Annotated in this window: 16 protein-coding genes and 1 pseudogene; 12 read left to right on the top strand and 5 right to left on the bottom strand. The window is 66.2% G+C overall.

The annotated features are described in order from the left end of the window. Complete coding sequence (gene secD / locus AB4Y43_RS06065; RefSeq protein WP_069268462.1) at positions 1-2,064, top strand: protein translocase subunit SecD; 2,064 nt, start codon at positions 1-3, stop codon at positions 2,062-2,064. 15 nt (positions 2,065-2,079) lie between these two features. Continuing rightward, complete coding sequence (gene secF / locus AB4Y43_RS06060) at positions 2,080-3,030, top strand: protein translocase subunit SecF (protein WP_368727228.1); 951 nt, start codon at positions 2,080-2,082, stop codon at positions 3,028-3,030. A gap of 92 nt (positions 3,031-3,122) precedes the next feature. On the opposite strand, the gene AB4Y43_RS06055 is transcribed toward secF, so the two are convergent. Then, a complete protein-coding gene (locus AB4Y43_RS06055) occupies positions 3,123-3,692 on the bottom strand; it encodes a YceI family protein (RefSeq protein WP_368727289.1) in 570 nt (189 codons plus the stop codon). Between the two features lie 42 nt (positions 3,693-3,734). After that, a complete protein-coding gene (locus tag AB4Y43_RS06050; RefSeq protein ID WP_342947666.1) occupies positions 3,735-4,334 on the bottom strand; it encodes a YceI family protein in 600 nt (199 codons plus the stop codon). A gap of 347 nt (positions 4,335-4,681) precedes the next feature. Between AB4Y43_RS06050 and AB4Y43_RS06045 the strand changes: the two genes are divergently transcribed. The 9 genes and pseudogenes from AB4Y43_RS06045 to AB4Y43_RS06005 form a co-directional block, all read left to right on the top strand. Next, on the top strand, positions 4,682-5,497 hold the full coding sequence (locus tag AB4Y43_RS06045; protein ID WP_368727227.1) for a paraquat-inducible protein A: 816 nt from the start codon (positions 4,682-4,684) through the stop codon (positions 5,495-5,497). Beyond that, positions 5,494-6,156, top strand: coding sequence for a paraquat-inducible protein A (locus tag AB4Y43_RS06040; protein ID WP_069268459.1), 663 nt, complete (start codon positions 5,494-5,496; stop codon positions 6,154-6,156). Before AB4Y43_RS06045 ends, AB4Y43_RS06040 begins: the two co-directional genes overlap by 4 nt. Continuing rightward, the gene (locus tag AB4Y43_RS06035; protein WP_069268458.1) at positions 6,149-7,762 is read left to right on the top strand and encodes an intermembrane transport protein PqiB; all 1,614 of its coding nucleotides are present in this window, start codon (positions 6,149-6,151) and stop codon (positions 7,760-7,762) included. Before AB4Y43_RS06040 ends, AB4Y43_RS06035 begins: the two co-directional genes overlap by 8 nt. After that, positions 7,759-8,466, top strand: a complete 708-nt coding sequence (locus AB4Y43_RS06030; RefSeq protein WP_368727226.1) for a membrane integrity-associated transporter subunit PqiC — start codon at positions 7,759-7,761, stop codon at positions 8,464-8,466. Before AB4Y43_RS06035 ends, AB4Y43_RS06030 begins: the two co-directional genes overlap by 4 nt. Positions 8,467-8,630: 164 nt before the next feature. Then, complete coding sequence (locus AB4Y43_RS06025) at positions 8,631-8,765, top strand: hypothetical protein (RefSeq protein WP_256095015.1); 135 nt, start codon at positions 8,631-8,633, stop codon at positions 8,763-8,765. A 6-nt stretch (positions 8,766-8,771) separates the two neighbouring features. Then, entirely contained in the window at positions 8,772-9,077 is a 306-nt protein-coding gene (locus AB4Y43_RS06020) for an addiction module antidote protein (protein ID WP_342947663.1), read from the top strand. 110 nt (positions 9,078-9,187) lie between these two features. Then, positions 9,188-10,492 carry a class I SAM-dependent RNA methyltransferase gene (locus AB4Y43_RS06015; RefSeq protein WP_069268455.1) on the top strand — a complete coding sequence of 435 codons (1,305 nt, stop codon included), beginning with the start codon at positions 9,188-9,190 and terminating at the stop codon, positions 10,490-10,492. Positions 10,493-10,681: 189 nt separating this feature from the next. After that, a complete protein-coding gene (locus AB4Y43_RS06010) occupies positions 10,682-11,071 on the top strand; it encodes a VOC family protein (RefSeq protein WP_028201975.1) in 390 nt (129 codons plus the stop codon). 77 nt (positions 11,072-11,148) lie between these two features. Then, a pseudogene (locus AB4Y43_RS06005) lies at positions 11,149-11,841 on the top strand (helix-turn-helix transcriptional regulator); the annotation flags it as partial. A gap of 75 nt (positions 11,842-11,916) precedes the next feature. Here AB4Y43_RS06005 and AB4Y43_RS06000 read toward each other — a convergent pair. Genes AB4Y43_RS06000 through AB4Y43_RS05990 form a run of 3 tightly spaced genes read right to left on the bottom strand, consistent with a single transcriptional unit; the run spans position 11,917 to position 14,884 of the window. Continuing rightward, positions 11,917-13,371, bottom strand: coding sequence for an NAD(P)(+) transhydrogenase (Re/Si-specific) subunit beta (locus AB4Y43_RS06000; protein ID WP_368605699.1), 1,455 nt, complete (start codon positions 13,369-13,371; stop codon positions 11,917-11,919). Positions 13,372-13,385: 14 nt separating this feature from the next. Beyond that, entirely contained in the window at positions 13,386-13,715 is a 330-nt protein-coding gene (locus tag AB4Y43_RS05995; RefSeq protein WP_028201972.1) for an NAD(P) transhydrogenase subunit alpha, read from the bottom strand. A 17-nt stretch (positions 13,716-13,732) separates the two neighbouring features. After that, positions 13,733-14,884 carry a Re/Si-specific NAD(P)(+) transhydrogenase subunit alpha gene (locus tag AB4Y43_RS05990; protein ID WP_368727225.1) on the bottom strand — a complete coding sequence of 384 codons (1,152 nt, stop codon included), beginning with the start codon at positions 14,882-14,884 and terminating at the stop codon, positions 13,733-13,735. A gap of 294 nt (positions 14,885-15,178) precedes the next feature. On the opposite strand from AB4Y43_RS05990, the gene AB4Y43_RS05985 reads away from it, so the two are divergent. After that, entirely contained in the window at positions 15,179-15,673 is a 495-nt protein-coding gene (locus AB4Y43_RS05985; RefSeq protein ID WP_368727224.1) for an NUDIX hydrolase, read from the top strand. Positions 15,674-15,685: the final 12 nt, after the last annotated feature.

Genomic DNA, 15,685 nt, shown 5'->3' with positions numbered 1-15,685 from the left:
ATGAACCGTTATCCCCTCTGGAAATATGTCGTGATGCTGGTGGCGCTCGTCATCGGCTTCGTGTACACATTGCCCAATTTCTTCGGCGAAGCGCCCGCGGTCCAGGTGTCGAGCGGTAAAGCCACCGTCAAGCTCGACTCGGGCACGCTCGCCCAGGTCGAAGCCGCGGTCGCCGCGAACAACATCCGCGCGACCGACGTGACGTTCGACAACTCGTCGATGAACGCGAACATCCGCGTGCGCGTCGCCGACACGGACACGCAGCTGCGCCTGAAAGACGCGCTGAACAAGGCGCTGAACGCCGACCTGAACGACCCGCAGTACATCGTCGCCCTGAACCTGCAGAGCGCCTCGCCGCGCTGGCTCACGTCGCTGCGCGCGCTGCCGATGTACCTCGGCCTCGACCTGCGCGGCGGTGTGCACTTCCTGCTCCAGGTCGACATGAACGGCGCGCTCAACAAGAAGCTCGACTCCGACGCTTCGGACGTGCGCACGCTCCTGCGCGACAAGAACATCCGCGACGGCGGCGTGAACCGCGTCAACCAGTCGGTGGTCGTCAATTTCGCCGACGCCGATACGGCCGAGCAGGCGCGCAAGGTTCTCGCGGGCTCGGGCGGCATCACCGAACTGCAGTGGTCCTCGCAGAACAACCCCGAAGGCGGCGTACAGCTCGTCGGCACGTTCACGCCGGCCGTGAAGACGGCGGTTCAGCAAGCCGCGCTCAAGCAGAACATCCAGACGCTGCACAACCGCGTGAACGAACTCGGCGTGGCCGAGCCCGTGATCCAGCAGCAAGGCGACGACCGTATCGTGGTCGAGCTGCCGGGCGTGCAGGACACCGCCAAGGCGAAGGACATCATCGGACGCACGGCGACGCTCGAAGCGCGCCTCGCCGACCCGATGGGCCTGCATCCGGACGTGAACGCGCCGGTGCCGCCGGGCGACGAGCTCTTCACGCAAGGCAATGCCGCGCCGGTGCTGCTGCGCAAGCAGGTGATCTTCACCGGCGACCGCATCATCGACGCCTCGGCGGGCTTCGACGAGCATCAGCGCCCTTCGGTCAACATCCGCCTCGATTCGGCGGGCGGCCGCGCGGTGCGCGCCGTCTCGCGCGACAACATCGGCAAGCCGATGGCGATGGTGCTGTTCGAAAAGGGCAAGGGCGAAGTGCTGACGGTGGCGACCATCCAGTCGGAACTGGGCGACCGCTTCCAGATCACGGGCCAGCCCACGCCGCAGGCCGCCGCCGACCTCGCACTGCTGCTGCGCGCAGGTTCGCTTGCCGCGCCGATGGACATCATCGAGGAACGCACGGTTGGCCCGAGCCTTGGCGCGGACAACATCCGCAAGGGCTTCGACTCGGTGATCTACGGCTTCGCCGCCATCGCCGTGTTCATGATCGCGTACTACATGCTGTTCGGCGCGATCTCGATGATCGGCCTGTCGGTGAACCTGCTGCTGCTCGTCGCCGTGCTGTCCATGCTGCAGGCCACGCTCACGCTGCCGGGTATCGCGGCTATTGCGCTGGCGCTCGGTATGGCGATCGACGCGAACGTGCTGATCAACGAGCGCGTGCGCGAAGAACTGCGCAACGGCGCGCCGCCGCAGCTCGCCATCCAGAACGGCTACGCACACGCCTGGGCGACGATTCTCGACTCGAACGTGACCACGCTCATCGCCGGTCTCGCGCTGCTCGCGTTCGGTTCGGGCCCGGTGCGGGGCTTCGCGATCGTGCACTGTATCGGCATTCTCACGTCGATGTTCTCGGCCGTGTTCTTCTCGCGCGGTCTCGTGAACCTCTGGTACGGCGGCAAGAAGAAGCTCAAGTCGCTCGCGGTGGGTCAGGTGTGGCGTCCGGAGCCGGATGAAGGCACGCCCGCGCTCGCCGGCGCCGATGCCGGCACGGACACGGGCCGCGCCGTTGCGGCCACCACCGGCGCCGCCCGGCGCGAACCGGCCAAGGCCGGCGCGAAGGGCGCCGCACGCGCCAAACCGGTCGTACGCCGCCGCGATGCCCAGGGCGGCACTGGCGGCTCCGGCAACAACACCGGCTCGTCCCGCTGATACGGAGTCACGAACATGGAATTTTTCCGCATCCGCAAGGACATCCCGTTCATGAAGCACGCGTTGATCTTCAACGCGATCTCGCTTCTTACCTTCATCGCGGCGGTGTTCTTCCTCTTCCACCGCGGCCTGCACCTGTCGATCGAATTCACGGGCGGCACGGTCATTGAAGTGCAGTATCCGCAGGCGGTGCCGCTCGAGCCGCTGCGCGACTCGCTCACGAAAATCGGCTACGGCGACGCCCAGGTGCAGAACTTCGGCACTTCGCGCGACGTGCTGATGCGCCTGCCGCTCAAGCAGGGCCTGAGCTCCGCGCAGCAGAGCGACCAGGTGATGTCCACGCTCAAGGCGGCTGAGCCGCAGGTGCAGCTGCAGCGCGTGGAGTTCGTCGGCCCGCAGGTCGGCAAGGAACTCGCCACCGACGGCCTGCTCGCGCTCGCCTGCGTGGTGGCGGGCATCGTCATCTACCTGTCGTTCCGCTTCGAATGGAAGTACGCCGTGGCCGGCGTGATCGCGAACCTGCACGACGTCGTGATCATTTTGGGCTTCTTCGCGTTCTTCCAGTGGGAGTTCTCGCTCTCGGTGCTCGCGGCCGTGCTCGCCGTGCTCGGCTACTCGGTCAACGAATCGGTCGTTATCTTCGACCGGATTCGCGAGACCTTCCGGCGTGAGCGCAAGATGAGCGTGACCGAAGTCATCAACCACGCGATCACCAGTACGATGTCGCGAACCATCATCACCCACGGCTGTACGCAGATGATGGTGCTCTCGATGTTCTTCTTCGGCGGCCCGACGCTGCACTACTTCGCCCTGGCGCTGACGGTGGGTATTCTCTTCGGCATCTATTCGTCGGTGTTCGTTGCCGCGGCGCTCGCCATGTGGCTCGGCGTGAAACGCGAAGACCTCATCAAGGACAAGAAGGAAAAGTTCGATCCGAACGATCCGAACGCGGGCGCGCAGGTGTAAGCGGCGCACCAGCAAAAAAGCCGGTTCTCGCGAACCGGCTTTTTTTTCGTGCCTGCGCAACGCAACGGTCTTCGCCGCGCCGCCGCGCTTGCCTACTGCTTGATCCCTTCGGCCTGGATGTGCAGCGTGGTCTTCATCTGGAAGCCGTACTTCTTGCCCGAGTCCATGCCGAAGTCGTCGCGGTTGAATGCGGCTTCGGCCTCCACGCCGCATACCTCGCGCGTGAGCACGGGGTGCTGCATGCATTTGAACGACGCGATCTCGAGCTTGAGCGGCCGCGTCACGCCGTGCAGGGTGAAGTCGCCGATCACCTCCTTGGGCGTATCGCCATTGAAGACGATGCGCGTGCCCTTGTAGGTGGCCGTGGGGTACTTCGCGACATCGAGAAAGTCGTCGCCCACCAGATGCTGGTCGAGCTGCGGATTGCCGGTCTGGATCGACGCCGGATCGATCGTCACGTCTACGGCGCCCGTCTTCGCCGCGCGGTCCAGCGTGACCATGCCCGTGGTCTTCGTGAACTTCCCGCGCCACGTGGACAGACCGCCGAAGTGGTCGGCTTCGAAGCTCGGAAACGTGTGATTCGGATCGAGCTGGTAAGTATCGGCGGCGTGCGAGGCTTGCGTCATCAGAGCGGCGAGCGACACGGCGCAGCCTGCGGCCATCAGTACGAGCTTGTTCAAAAGCGCCTCCTCGGGGTCGTCGCTCTACTTGTGCGCGACGACGATGTGAAATTTGATGAGCACTTCGTCGGCCACAATTGAGGTGTCCTTCCACTCGCCGGTGCCGATGTCGAAGGCGAGCCGGTGGATCGGCAACGTGCCGTCGAAAGTCTGCGTCCCGCCCTGCTGCGTGAGCACGACGGGCACGGCCACGTTCTGCGTGTGCCCCTTGATCGTCAGTTTGCCGCTCACGCTGTACTGGTTCGTAGCGGTCGGTGCGATGGCGGTCGAGACGAACGTTGCCTGCGGGAACGTCTTCGCGTCGAACCATTCGGGTCCGTGCACCGAATCGTTGTAGGTCGGGTCGCCCAGATCATAGCTCGCCGTGTCGACCGTGATCTTCGCGCTGCCGCCCGCGGGTTTGGCCGGATCGAAGGCGATCTGCGCGTCGAACTTCGTGAAGCTGCCCTGGACCGGCACGTTCATCTGGCGCGAGACAGCGACGATCGTACTCTTCGCCGCGTCGAGCTGCGCATGCGCGGCTGCGCCCGCGAGCAGCGCCGCAGCGGCGCCGGCCCACACTGCCGCGGCCCCGACCGCCGGGCGCCACCGGTAAGAACGAATCCACCTCGACAAGGCTTCCATGATCGTCTCGCTTTGATTGCGTAGTCATTGACTTCGTGGATGGGCAGCGGCCACCTTGCGCAGCCATGCATGCTCCATGCCCGAAAGATAGTCCAAATTAGGTGACTGCAAACATCTGGAGATAAGGGCCGGGTCCCCGCCGGGCTCGCACACGCTCACGGCGCAAACGTGGCACACTTCGCAGCCCGTTCGCAGCTCCGGCAGCCGCCCCGTGCGGGGCCCGCGGCTCGTTCCGGCACGCCGCCGGGCGCGTTTGGTAACATGGCGCGAAGCGCTGTCGGCACCTTTCGGCCTGTGTGCCGCCGCAGCGCGTCCTTCGTTCACGTCGTTTTGCAACACCTGCCCGCATGGCCCAGGACAAACTGATCGCGTGTCACGATTGCGACGCGCTCTACCGCAAACCGCGGCTGCTCGGCCGCCAGTCAGCGCGTTGCTCGCGCTGCGGCGCCACGCTCTACAGCAGCGCCGCGTCCCAGCTCGACCGCATCTGCGCCATCACGCTCGCGGCGCTCGTCACCTTCATCATCGCCCAGTCGTTCCCGATCATCGAGCTCGATGCGAACGGTATCACTACGGAGTCGAGCCTGTTCGGCGCCCTCGTGGTGCTGTGGCACGAGGACATGGAGGTCATCGCGGTGATCGTGTTCTGCGCAACCATCCTCTTTCCGCTCACGGAGATGGTAGCGCTGCTTTACGTCCTGCTGCCTGTGCGGCGCGGCTTCATTCCACCGGGCTTCGACTACGTGCTGCGCTGCATCCAGTTCGTGCGGCCCTGGGGCATGCTCGAGGTCTTCATGCTGGGCGTGCTCATCACCATCGTGAAAATGGTGAGCCTCGCGCGGGTGATTCCCGAAACTGCGCTCTTCGCCTTCGGCGCGCTCACGCTGATGTTCACCGTGGTCGTCACATTCGATGCGCGCACGCTCTGGGACATTGCCGACGGCCTGCGCGACGCCGCCCGCGCGGCCCGCGGGGGCAGTGCGGGTCCGGGCGGCCTCGCCGGCGACGCCGGCTCGGGCGGTCCGCACACGCCGCATTCGCCCGCCTCGCCGTCACCGGCATCGGCGCACCCGCTCTCCGAGCCCGAGATCCGCGAGCCCGGTACAGGCGCGCAAGACCCGGCGGCGCCGCGCGGCCGCCCGCTCCCCAAGGGGCCCCGATGAAATACCAGACCGCCAGCGACGCCGGCTACATCTCCTGCCACGCCTGCGGGCACGTGCAGGCGCATGTGCGCGCGCGTGGCCACGTGCGCTGCGCACGCTGCGGCTCGCCCATGCACGAGCGCAACCCGGACAGCATCATGCGTACGTGGGCGCTCCTGATTGCCGCGGCGCTGCTCTACATCCCCGCGAACCTGCTGCCCGTGATGCATACGACCTCGCTCGTCGGCGAAGAGGACGACACCATCATGAGCGGCGTGGTCTACTTCTGGACCTCGGGCGACTGGCCGCTTGCCGTGATCGTCTTTATCGCCAGTATTCTCGTGCCGATGCTCAAGCTATCGGTGCTCGCGCTGCTCGCGTTCACCTCGCAGCGCGGCTCGACCTGGCGGCCCGTGGAACGCACGAAGCTCTACCGGCTCGTGGAATTCATCGGGCGCTGGTCGATGCTCGACGTGTTCGTTGTCACGCTAACCGTGGCGCTGGTACGCTTCCAGTCCCTTGCGGTCATCACGGCGGGCCCCGGCGCGATCGCGTTCGGCTCGGTCGTGATCCTGACGATGATCGCCTCGATGCAGTTCGATCCGCGCTTGATCTGGGATCCGGTGGACGAAGACAAACACAAACCTGCGCAACACACACAGGATCAACCCCATGAATAGTCCGAAAGGACCGACCCCGCCCAATCTGCCGGAGCCGGAGATCGTCAAGCCGCGGCGCTGGCTGCCCTCGCTCGTCTGGATCGTGCCGATCGTCGCGGCGCTGATCGGCGTGGCGCTCGTCGTGAAGTCGGTCGCCACGCGCGGCCCGACCATCACGATCAGCTTCGTGAGCGCCGAAGGACTCGAGCCCGGCAAGACCAAGGTCAAGTACAAGGACGTGGACATCGGCTCGGTGCGCGCCATCAAGCTCTCGCCCAACCTTTCACATGTGATCGTTACGGTCGAGCTCACCAAGGACGCAGAACGCTTCGCCGTGAAGGACAGCCGCTTCTGGGTCGTGCGCCCGCGCGTGGGCGCTAGTGGCGTTTCGGGCCTCACCACGCTGCTGTCGGGCTCGTATATCGGCGCGGACGCGGGCCGCTCGCAGGAGTCGCAAAGCGACTTCGTCGGGCTGGAGGCGCCGCCTGCCGTGACCATCGACGAGAAGGGCCATCGCTATACCCTGCACAGTGCGACGCTCGGCTCGCTCGACATCGGCACGCCGATCTTCTACCGGCGCATCCAGGTCGGCCAGGTGACGGGCTATTCGCTCGACAAGGACGGCACCGGCGTGACGGTGCAGGTGTTCGTGAGCGCGCCCTTCGACCAGTACGTGGGCACCAACACGCGCTGGTGGCACGCGAGCGGCGTGAACGTGCAGCTCGATTCGAACGGCATCAAGGTCAACACGCAATCCCTCGCCACGATCGTGGTGGGCGGCCTCGCGTTCCAGGCTCCGCCCGGGCAGTCCATGGGCCCCCAGGCGCCCGACAGCGCCACCTTCGCGCTGGCCTCCGACGAGGCTGAGGCAATGCGCGAGCCGGACGGTGCGCCACAACGCGTGGTCATGTACTTCAACCAGTCGTTGCGCGGCCTTTCGGTGGGTGCGGCGGTCGATTTCCGCGGCATCGCGCTCGGCCAGGTCACCGACATCGGGATCGAATACGACCCGAAACAGCACAACTTCACGATGCCAGTGACGATCGACCTCTATCCGCTGCGCCTGTCGCGCCGCATCCGCGGCGAAGCGCCCGCGCCGCATACGCCGCAAAGCGAGGAGCTGATCAAGCGGCTCGTCGCGCGCGGCCTGCGCGGCCAGTTGCGCACCGGCAACCTGATCACGGGTCAGCTTTACATCGCGCTCGACATCTTCCCGAAGGCGGGCCCCGCGACGGTCGACTTCAACCACGACCCGCTCGAGCTGCCCACGGTGCCGAACTCGCTCGAAGAACTGCAGCTGCAGGTCGCGGACATTGCGAAGAAGCTCGATCAGATTCCGTTCGACAAGATCGGCAACAACCTGAACGACTCGCTCAAGAACGCCAACCAGCTGTTCGGCAAGGTGAACGACCAGATCCTGCCGCAGCTGCAAGGCACGCTCGACCAGGCGCAGAAGACCTTCAACGCCGCGCAGTCCACGCTGCAGCAGGATTCGCCGCTGCAGTCCGACGTGCACCAGGCGATGCAGGAACTCACGCGTACGCTGCAATCGCTCAACGCGCTCTCCGATTACCTGGAGCGCCATCCCGAATCGCTGCTGCGCGGCAAATCTGGAGACAAGCCATGACGTTCCGACGCGTCCCCGCCCTTGCCGCGCTCGGCGCGCTGGTCGTAGCCGCCGCGCTGGCGGGCTGCAGTTCGCCCGCCAGCCGGTTCTACACGCTCAGCCCGAGCGACGACACGGGTCGCACCGCCGCGGCCGCGCCGAGCGCGGGCAACGCCCAATGGCTGATCGAACTGGCGCCTGTCGACGTGCCGCCGCAGGTCGCAAAGGCACAGTTCGTCGTGCAAACCGACGCCAACCAGGTGCGCGTACTCGAGCAGGAGCGCTGGTCCTCGATGCCCGGCGACGAGATCCGCCGGGCGCTCTCCGGCGACCTCACGCAGCAGCTCGGCACCATCGACGTGTACGGCTCGCCGCACCCCGAGGGCGTGCCCGTCTATCGCGTGAGCGTGAACGTGCAGCGCTTCGAATCGTGGCCGGGCTCGCACGCGCTCATCGACGCCGTGTGGAGCGTGCGCGCGCTCGACTCGCAAACGGTCCTGACCTGCCGCAGCGTGCTCAACGAGAAGGTGGGCGACGGCTACGACGCGCTCGTCATCGGCCACCGGCAGGCGGTCGAGGCGCTCTCGCAGTCGATCGCGAGCGGCGTGCGCGCGCTCGCGGCCGCGCCGCGCGTGAGTGTGGCCTCGAATGGCACGAAGGCTGGTGTGCGTGCGAAGACGGCGGCGAGCATCGCGTGTCCGCAGATGGCGGCCGCCGGCGGCTGAGGGGGCGTTTTTTGCTGAGGCGGCGAACGCATGAAGTAGCGGAATTTGACTGACGATAATGCGCGATCGAAGCGACGACGGTAGGGTCGACCTATCGGCACCGGCAAGGTGAAACTGCTTCGGCGGCACATCGCGCGTGAACCACAGTTCACAGTCAGTCAACTATGGATTACACTTCTCCCTGTCTCACGATCCGGACGACCGAGGTATTCGACACATGGTTCGTCAACCTGAAGTCCACCCAGGAAGCCGACATCAGGGCTGCGCACAGCATGCTCGCGGAACTCGATACGGAGTAAGCACCCATGTCTGCGAAGACGATCAAGACCCGGCCCTGGGATTCTGCCGAACATCTCCAGACCGAAGACGACATCGCCGAATACTTCGAAGCCTGCCTGCGCGAAGGGGGTGACGATCCGGCGTTCATCGCCCATGCGCTGGGAGTGATCGCTCGTGCCCGCGGCATGGCGCAGGTGGCGCGCGATACGGGAATCAGCCGCGAGGGGCTCTACAAAGCGCTCTCCCGCGAAGGCAACCCAAGCTTCGCGACCATCCTGAAAGTCGTGAAAGCGCTCGGGCTCGAACTGCACGGCTCGAAGGCGTCCGCCTGACTCGCGCAACGCCCGCGCTGCCGACCCGGCGCGCCAAAAGGCAACCGTACCTGGCCGCTCCCGCAACCCGCGTACAATAGCGCCTTCCCCGCAGCGTCCCATCCTCCTTCATGTCTTTCGATTTCTTTGCCCCCTGCCCGCGCGGCCTCGAAGCCACGCTCGCCGCCGAACTGGCCGAAACCGCGCAACGGCGCCTGCCGCCCGGCGCACTTCAGGTCGGCGCCGAGGTGCCCGGCGGCGTGCATTTCCGCGGCAACTGGGCCGGCGGCATCGCCGCCAACCTCCATTCGCGCATTGCGAGCCGCGTGCTCCTGAAGATCGCCCAGCGCCCGTACCGCAGCGAACAGGACATCTATGCGCTCGCGCGCGAGCAGCAGTGGGAGAAGTGGTTCTCGGCGAACGAGACGATCCGCATCGACATCACCGCGATCAAGTCGCCGCTGCGCAGCCTCGAATTCGCCACGCTGCGCGTGAAGGACGCGATCTGCGACCGCATGCGCGACAAGGCCGGTGCGCGTCCGAGCGTCGATACCGCCTATCCCGATGTGCGCGTCTTCGCCTTCCTCACGGCGAACGAATGCACGCTCTATCTCGACACCTCGGGCGAGCCGCTCTTCAAGCGCGGCTGGCGTCTGGACAAGGGCGCCGCCCCGCTGCGCGAGAACCTCGCCGCGGGCATCCTGCGCCTCACGGGCTGGACGCCCGGCACGCCGCTCTATGACCCGATGTGCGGCAGCGGCACCTTCCTCGCGGAAGCCGCGCAAGTCGCGCTCGACATCGCGCCGGGACTCGATCGCCGCTTCGGCTTCGAGTCGCTCAAGCAGGCCGACATGGCCGCGTGGCGTCACCTCAAGAGCGAGGCGAACACGGCGCGCAATCTCGCCCAAGGCAAGACCAGCGATCTGCTGATCTACGGCAGCGACATCTCCGATGTCATGCTGGAAAAGGCGCGTGCGAACTTCAAGCGCGCGGGCTTTGGCAGCGTGACGCTCAAGCAGCTCGACGCGCGCAACATGACGCCTCCCTCGGCTGCGCCCGGCATTCTCGTGGCGAATCCGCCGTACGGCGAGCGTATCGAGGTGCGCGGGCGCAACGCGCGCGGCGAGGCGCGCCCGACGGCGCGCGAGCTGCGCGGCGACGATGACGAAGGCTTTCGCCGCGCCAAGGACGAGGCGCCCGACGCCGAATTCTTCCAGGCGCTCGGCGACGCGCTCAAGCAGCGCTTCACGGGCTGGCGCGCGTTCGTCCTCACGTCGGACCGCAAGCTGCCAGGCCAGCTGCGCCTGCGCGAAGCTGCCAAGACGCCGCTCTACAACGGCGCGCTCGAATGCCGCCTGTTCCGCTTCGACCTGATCGCGGGCAGCGTGCGCCAGCGTCCAGCGAACCCCGCCGCCAGCAGCGACGACGCCAGCTGACATTGGCAAACGCGCACGGCGGGTGGCCTTCCCACCCGCCGCCTCGACTCGCCCGTCACGGCACGTCAAACCTACTGACAACACGCTGTCAGCAGCCCCCTGGCACACTGCTTCTACGCCATCCGGCGAGGCTGCCGCCGCCCGGCTGCCGCCATTCAACGTCCGCCGTTGTCTTCGAGGAGCTGCACCGTGTCTACCGATCTGTCCCGTGTGATCTCGTGGTTCGAAATTCCCGCGCACGACCTGGAGCGTGCCGCCCGTTTTTACGAAACCGCCTTCGACACCGCGCTGCAGCGCGAGGTGGTCGGCGGCGTGCCGATGGCGCTGTTCGCTCACACCGATACGGAAACCGGCGGCTGCATCGTGTTCAATCCGCATGACGCCAAGCCCGACCCGAAGGGCGTGCTCGTGTATCTGAACGCGCAGCCATCGGTCACCGCCGTGCTCGACCGCGTGCAAAAAGCCGGCGGCAAGCAGCAAGGGCCAGCGGTGGAGTTGCCGAACAATTACGGCTATATCGGCTTCTTCATCGATACCGAAGGCAACCGCGTCGGTCTGCACGCGCCGAAGCTCGGCTAAGCCGCGGCCGGGCGCCACGCGCGCCCGGCGCTATCATCTGTGCTTATCCCAGTCACCGCGCCCGCCTTCGCGACTGCCCTGCCATGACCCGCCGTGCCGACCGCCTTTTTCGCATCGCCGAACTGCTGCGCGGCCGGCGTCTCACCACGGCGCAGCAGCTCGCAGAATGGCTCGAAGTTTCGCCGCGCACGGTTTATCGCGACGTGCGCGACCTGCAGCTCTCGGGCGTGCCGATCGAGGGCGAGGCGGGCATTGGCTACCGGCTCGCGCGCACCGCGAGCCTGCCGCCGCTCACCTTCACCGCCGACGAACTCACCGCGCTCGCGGTAGGCGCTCGCATGGCCGAATCGTGGGGCGGCGCGGCGCTCGCGAGCGGCGCACGCGGTGCGCTGGCGAAGATCGCCGCCGCGATGCCCGCGGAAAAGCGCGCCGTGCTGGAACGGCTTGCCGTGTTCGCGCCCGCGTATCACATGGATCACGCGTTTTCGGACAAGCTCGACGCGCTGCATCGCGCCGTCGACACGCGGCTCGTCGTGCGCTTCGCGTACTGCGACCGCATCGGCGCGCATACGCAGCGGCGCATCTGGCCGCTCGGGCTCGTGTACTGGGGCGCGCAATGGACCGTGGGCGCCTGGTGCGAAATGCGAGAGGACTTCCGCAATTTCAACATCGCGCGCATGGAGAACGTGGAAGTGCTCGAGCAGTTTCCCGATGTGAGCGGGCGGCGCCTCGCCGACTATCTGCGCCGCGTGAATGCGCCTTCGCTCTGAGCGCTCAGCACAGCCGCAAATGAAAAAGGCGCACATCGCTGCGCGCCTTTCGCGTGGGTCTGATGCGAGCCGCGCTTACTCCACCGCCTTCACCATCTCCTCGATCACCTTCTTCGCGTCGCCGAACACCATCATGGTTTTATCCATGTAAAAGAGTTCGTTGTCGAGGCCCGCGTAGCCGGCCGCCATCGAGCGCTTGTTCACGATGATCGTGCGCGCCTTGTACGCCTCGATGATCGGCATGCCCGCGATCGGCGACTTCGGATCGTTCTTCGCCGCCGGGTTCACCACGTCGTTCGCCCCGAGCACCAGCACGACATCGGTCTGGCCGAACTCGTTGTTGATGTCCTCCATTTCGAACACCATGTCGTACGGCACCTCGGCTTCCGCGAGCAGCACGTTCATGTGGCCCGGCATGCGGCCCGCCACCGGGTGAATCGCGTAACGCACGTCCACGCCCTTCTCCACGAGCTTGTCCGTGAGTTCTTTCAGCGCATGCTGCGCGCGTGCCACCGCAAGGCCATAACCGGGGACGATCACCACGCTCTCTGCGTTGCCGAGCATGAACGCGGCGTCGTCAGCCGAACCCGACTTCACCGGACGCTGCTCCTGCGCGCCGCCTGCCGCCGCCGCACCCGCCTCGCCGCCGAAGCCGCCCAGCAGCACGTTGAAGAACGAGCGGTTCATCGCGTGGCACATGATGTACGAGAGGATCGCGCCGGAAGAACCCACCAGCGACCCCGCGATGATCAGCATGGCGTTGTTCAGCGAAAAGCCGATGCCCGCCGCCGCCCAGCCCGAGTACGAGTTCAGCATCGACACGACCACGGGCATGTCCGCGCCGCCGATCGGGATGATGATGAGCACGCCCAGCGCGAACGCGATCAGCGTCATGATGATGAACGGCAGCCACGACTGCGTGAGGAAGAACAGGACGCCGAAGCCGATCATGCCGAGCGCGAGCATCAGGTTGATCAGATGCTGGCCCGGATAGACCACCGGCGCGCCCTGGAACAGGCGGAACTTGTACTTGCCCGAGAGCTTGCCGAAGGCGATCACGGAACCTGAGAAGGTGATTGCACCGACGAACGTACCGATAAAGAGTTCGATACGGTTGCCGTACGGCAGGAAGCCCGGATACGGCGCGTCTTCTGCCACCAGTCCGAACGCGGCCGGTTCGGAGACCACCGCATACGCGATGCACACCGCCGCCAGACCGATCAGCGAGTGCATGGCCGCGACGAGTTCGGGCATCTTCGTCATCTCGACGCGCGCGGCGACATACGCTCCGAGGCCGCCGCCCACCACGAGCGCCGCGAACAACAGCGCAAGCCCCAGGCCGAGGTTCGAGCCGAACTGTGCGGACTCCTTCACGATCAGCGCAAGGGTCGTGAGAATGGCGATGGCCATACCGACCATGCCGAATACGTTGCCGGCGCGCGCGCTCTTCGGATTCGACAGCCCCTTGAGCGCCTGGATGAAGCAGACCGACGCCACCAGATAAAGCAGCGTAACGACGTTCATGCTCACGAAGTTCAGCCCCATCATGCGCCCTCCTTGCTGCCAGGGGCGGAGAGCTTTTTCGGCTCCTTCTTGCGGAACATTTCCAGCATTCGCCGTGTGACGAGGAACCCGCCGAACACGTTCACGGCCGCGAGCAGCACGGCGAAGGTGCCAAAGAACTTGCCCGGTCCGCCCACGGTCAGGCCCGTGGCGAGCATCGCGCCGACGATCACGATTGCGGAAATCGCGTTGGTCACGGCCATGAGCGGCGTATGCAGCGCGGGCGTGACGTTCCAGACCACGTGATAGCCCACGTACACGGCCAGCACGAAGATGATCAGATTGATGACGGTATGGTTGATGACTTCCATTCTTGTTCTCCTCCTCGTCATGCCTTGCGCGTGACCTGGCCGTCGCGGGCCAGCAGCGTGGCCGCGACGATGTCGTCCGCGAGATCGATGTTGAGCGTGGCTTCCTTCGTGACGATGAGCTTCAGGAAGTCGAGCAGGTTGCGTGCGTAGAGCGCGGAGGCGTCGGCGGCGACCATCGAGGCGAGGTTCGTGTAGCCGCAGATCTGCACGCCGTGGTGCGTCACCACCTTGTCGGCCTCCGTGAGCGGGCAGTTGCCGCCGCGTCGGCCGCTTGCCTCGTCCGCAACGGGACCGCGTCCTGCCGCGAGGTCGATCACCACCGACCCCGGCTTCATCGCCTGCACGGTTTCCGAAGGCAGCAGCGTCGGCGCGTCGCGGCCCGGAATCAGCGCGGTCGAGATGATGATGTCCGCCTGCTTCGCGCGCTCGTGCACCAGCGCCGACTGGCGCGTGAGCCACGACGGTGGCATCGGCCGGGCATAGCCGCCCACGCCGACGGCCGCTTCGCGCTCCTCATCGGTTTCGTAGGGCACGTCGAGGAATTTGCCGCCGAGCGACTCGATCTGCTCCTTGACGGCCGGGCGCACGTCCGAAGCCTCGATCACCGCGCCCAGGCGCCGCGCCGTGGCGATGGCCTGCAGGCCCGCCACGCCCGCGCCGAGAATCAGTACGCGCGCGGCTTTCACGGTGCCGGCGGCGGTCATCAGCATCGGCATGAAGCGCGGATAGAGGTTCGAGGCCACGAGCACCGCCTTGTACCCGGCGATGTTGGCCTGCGACGACAGCACGTCGAGGCTTTGCGCGCGCGTGGTGCGCGGCGCGGCTTCGAGCGCGAAGGCCGTCACGCCAGCCTCGGCGAGTTTCGCGGCGTTCTCCGCATTAAAGGGATCGAGCATGCCGACCAGCACCGCGCCGCGCTTCATGAACGGCAATTCGCTGACGGTGGGCGACTGGACCTTGAGCACGAGATCCGCGCCAAAGGCCGTTGCCGCATCGGCAACCTGCGCGCCCACGGCCGTGTAGGCCTCGTCGGGATAGCTCGCGCCAGTGCCGGCGCCGGCCTGGATCGTAACCGTGTGGCCCTGGGCGACGTATTTCTTGACTGTCTCCGGCGTCGCGGCCACGCGGGTTTCGTTCGCCCGCGTCTCTGCGGGCACTCCGATATGCATCGTTGTTTCCTCCTCGACCTTCTTGTTCTAGCTGTTCTGGCTCGAATCGAGCGAAGGGAGGCCGACAAACGGCGTTCAAGCGCCGGCATCCATTGCAACGGCAAACGACGGCACCACTTTAACCGAAAGCAGCGACGCCTTTGTAGCGGGAATTGCCCGTTTTTGTGCGATGCACACAACACGCCGTGTCGTCCGACCGGACGGTCGGCAGTGCCAGCCGAGCCGGGCAAGCGCCCTCTGGGGCCCGATCCGGCCCCGGGCAGCGTTCGCGCCGTCCCGGTAAAATACGGGCCCATGAATGAGGAAACCTGGGCACCCCACGTCACCGTGGCCGCGATCGTCGAGCGCGACGGGCGCTTTCTACTCGTCGAAGAGCACACGCCATCTGGACTGCGCCTGAACCAGCCCGCCGGCCATCTGGAAGCGGGCGAAACGCTGCACGAGGCCGTAGTGCGCGAAACGCTCGAGGAAACCGCACATGCGTTCACGCCCGAAGCGCTGGTCGGCGTGTACATGACGCACTTCGGCAAACCCGGCGAGAGCGGCGCGACGTACGTGCGCTTCACGTACTGCGGCAGAGTCGCAGCCGAGGCGGAAGACCGCGCGCTCGATCCGGATATCGTCCGCACGGTGTGGATGAGCGTGGACGAGATGCGCGCCGCGAGCGAGCGCCATCGCACGCCGCTCGTGATGCGCTGTGTCGACGATTACCTCGCCGGCAAGCGCGTGCCGCTGGATTTCATCCAGACGCACGCGACGGCACCGAAGGCAGCACCCAGGATGAACTAAGGCAGCAACGAA

The organism is Paraburkholderia sp. BR10872, from assembly GCF_040965835.1.
GTDB lineage: Bacteria > Pseudomonadota > Gammaproteobacteria > Burkholderiales > Burkholderiaceae > Paraburkholderia > Paraburkholderia nodosa_A.
Note: the sequence above shows the minus strand (reverse complement) of the source record. Positions and strands in the feature narration are given on the sequence as shown.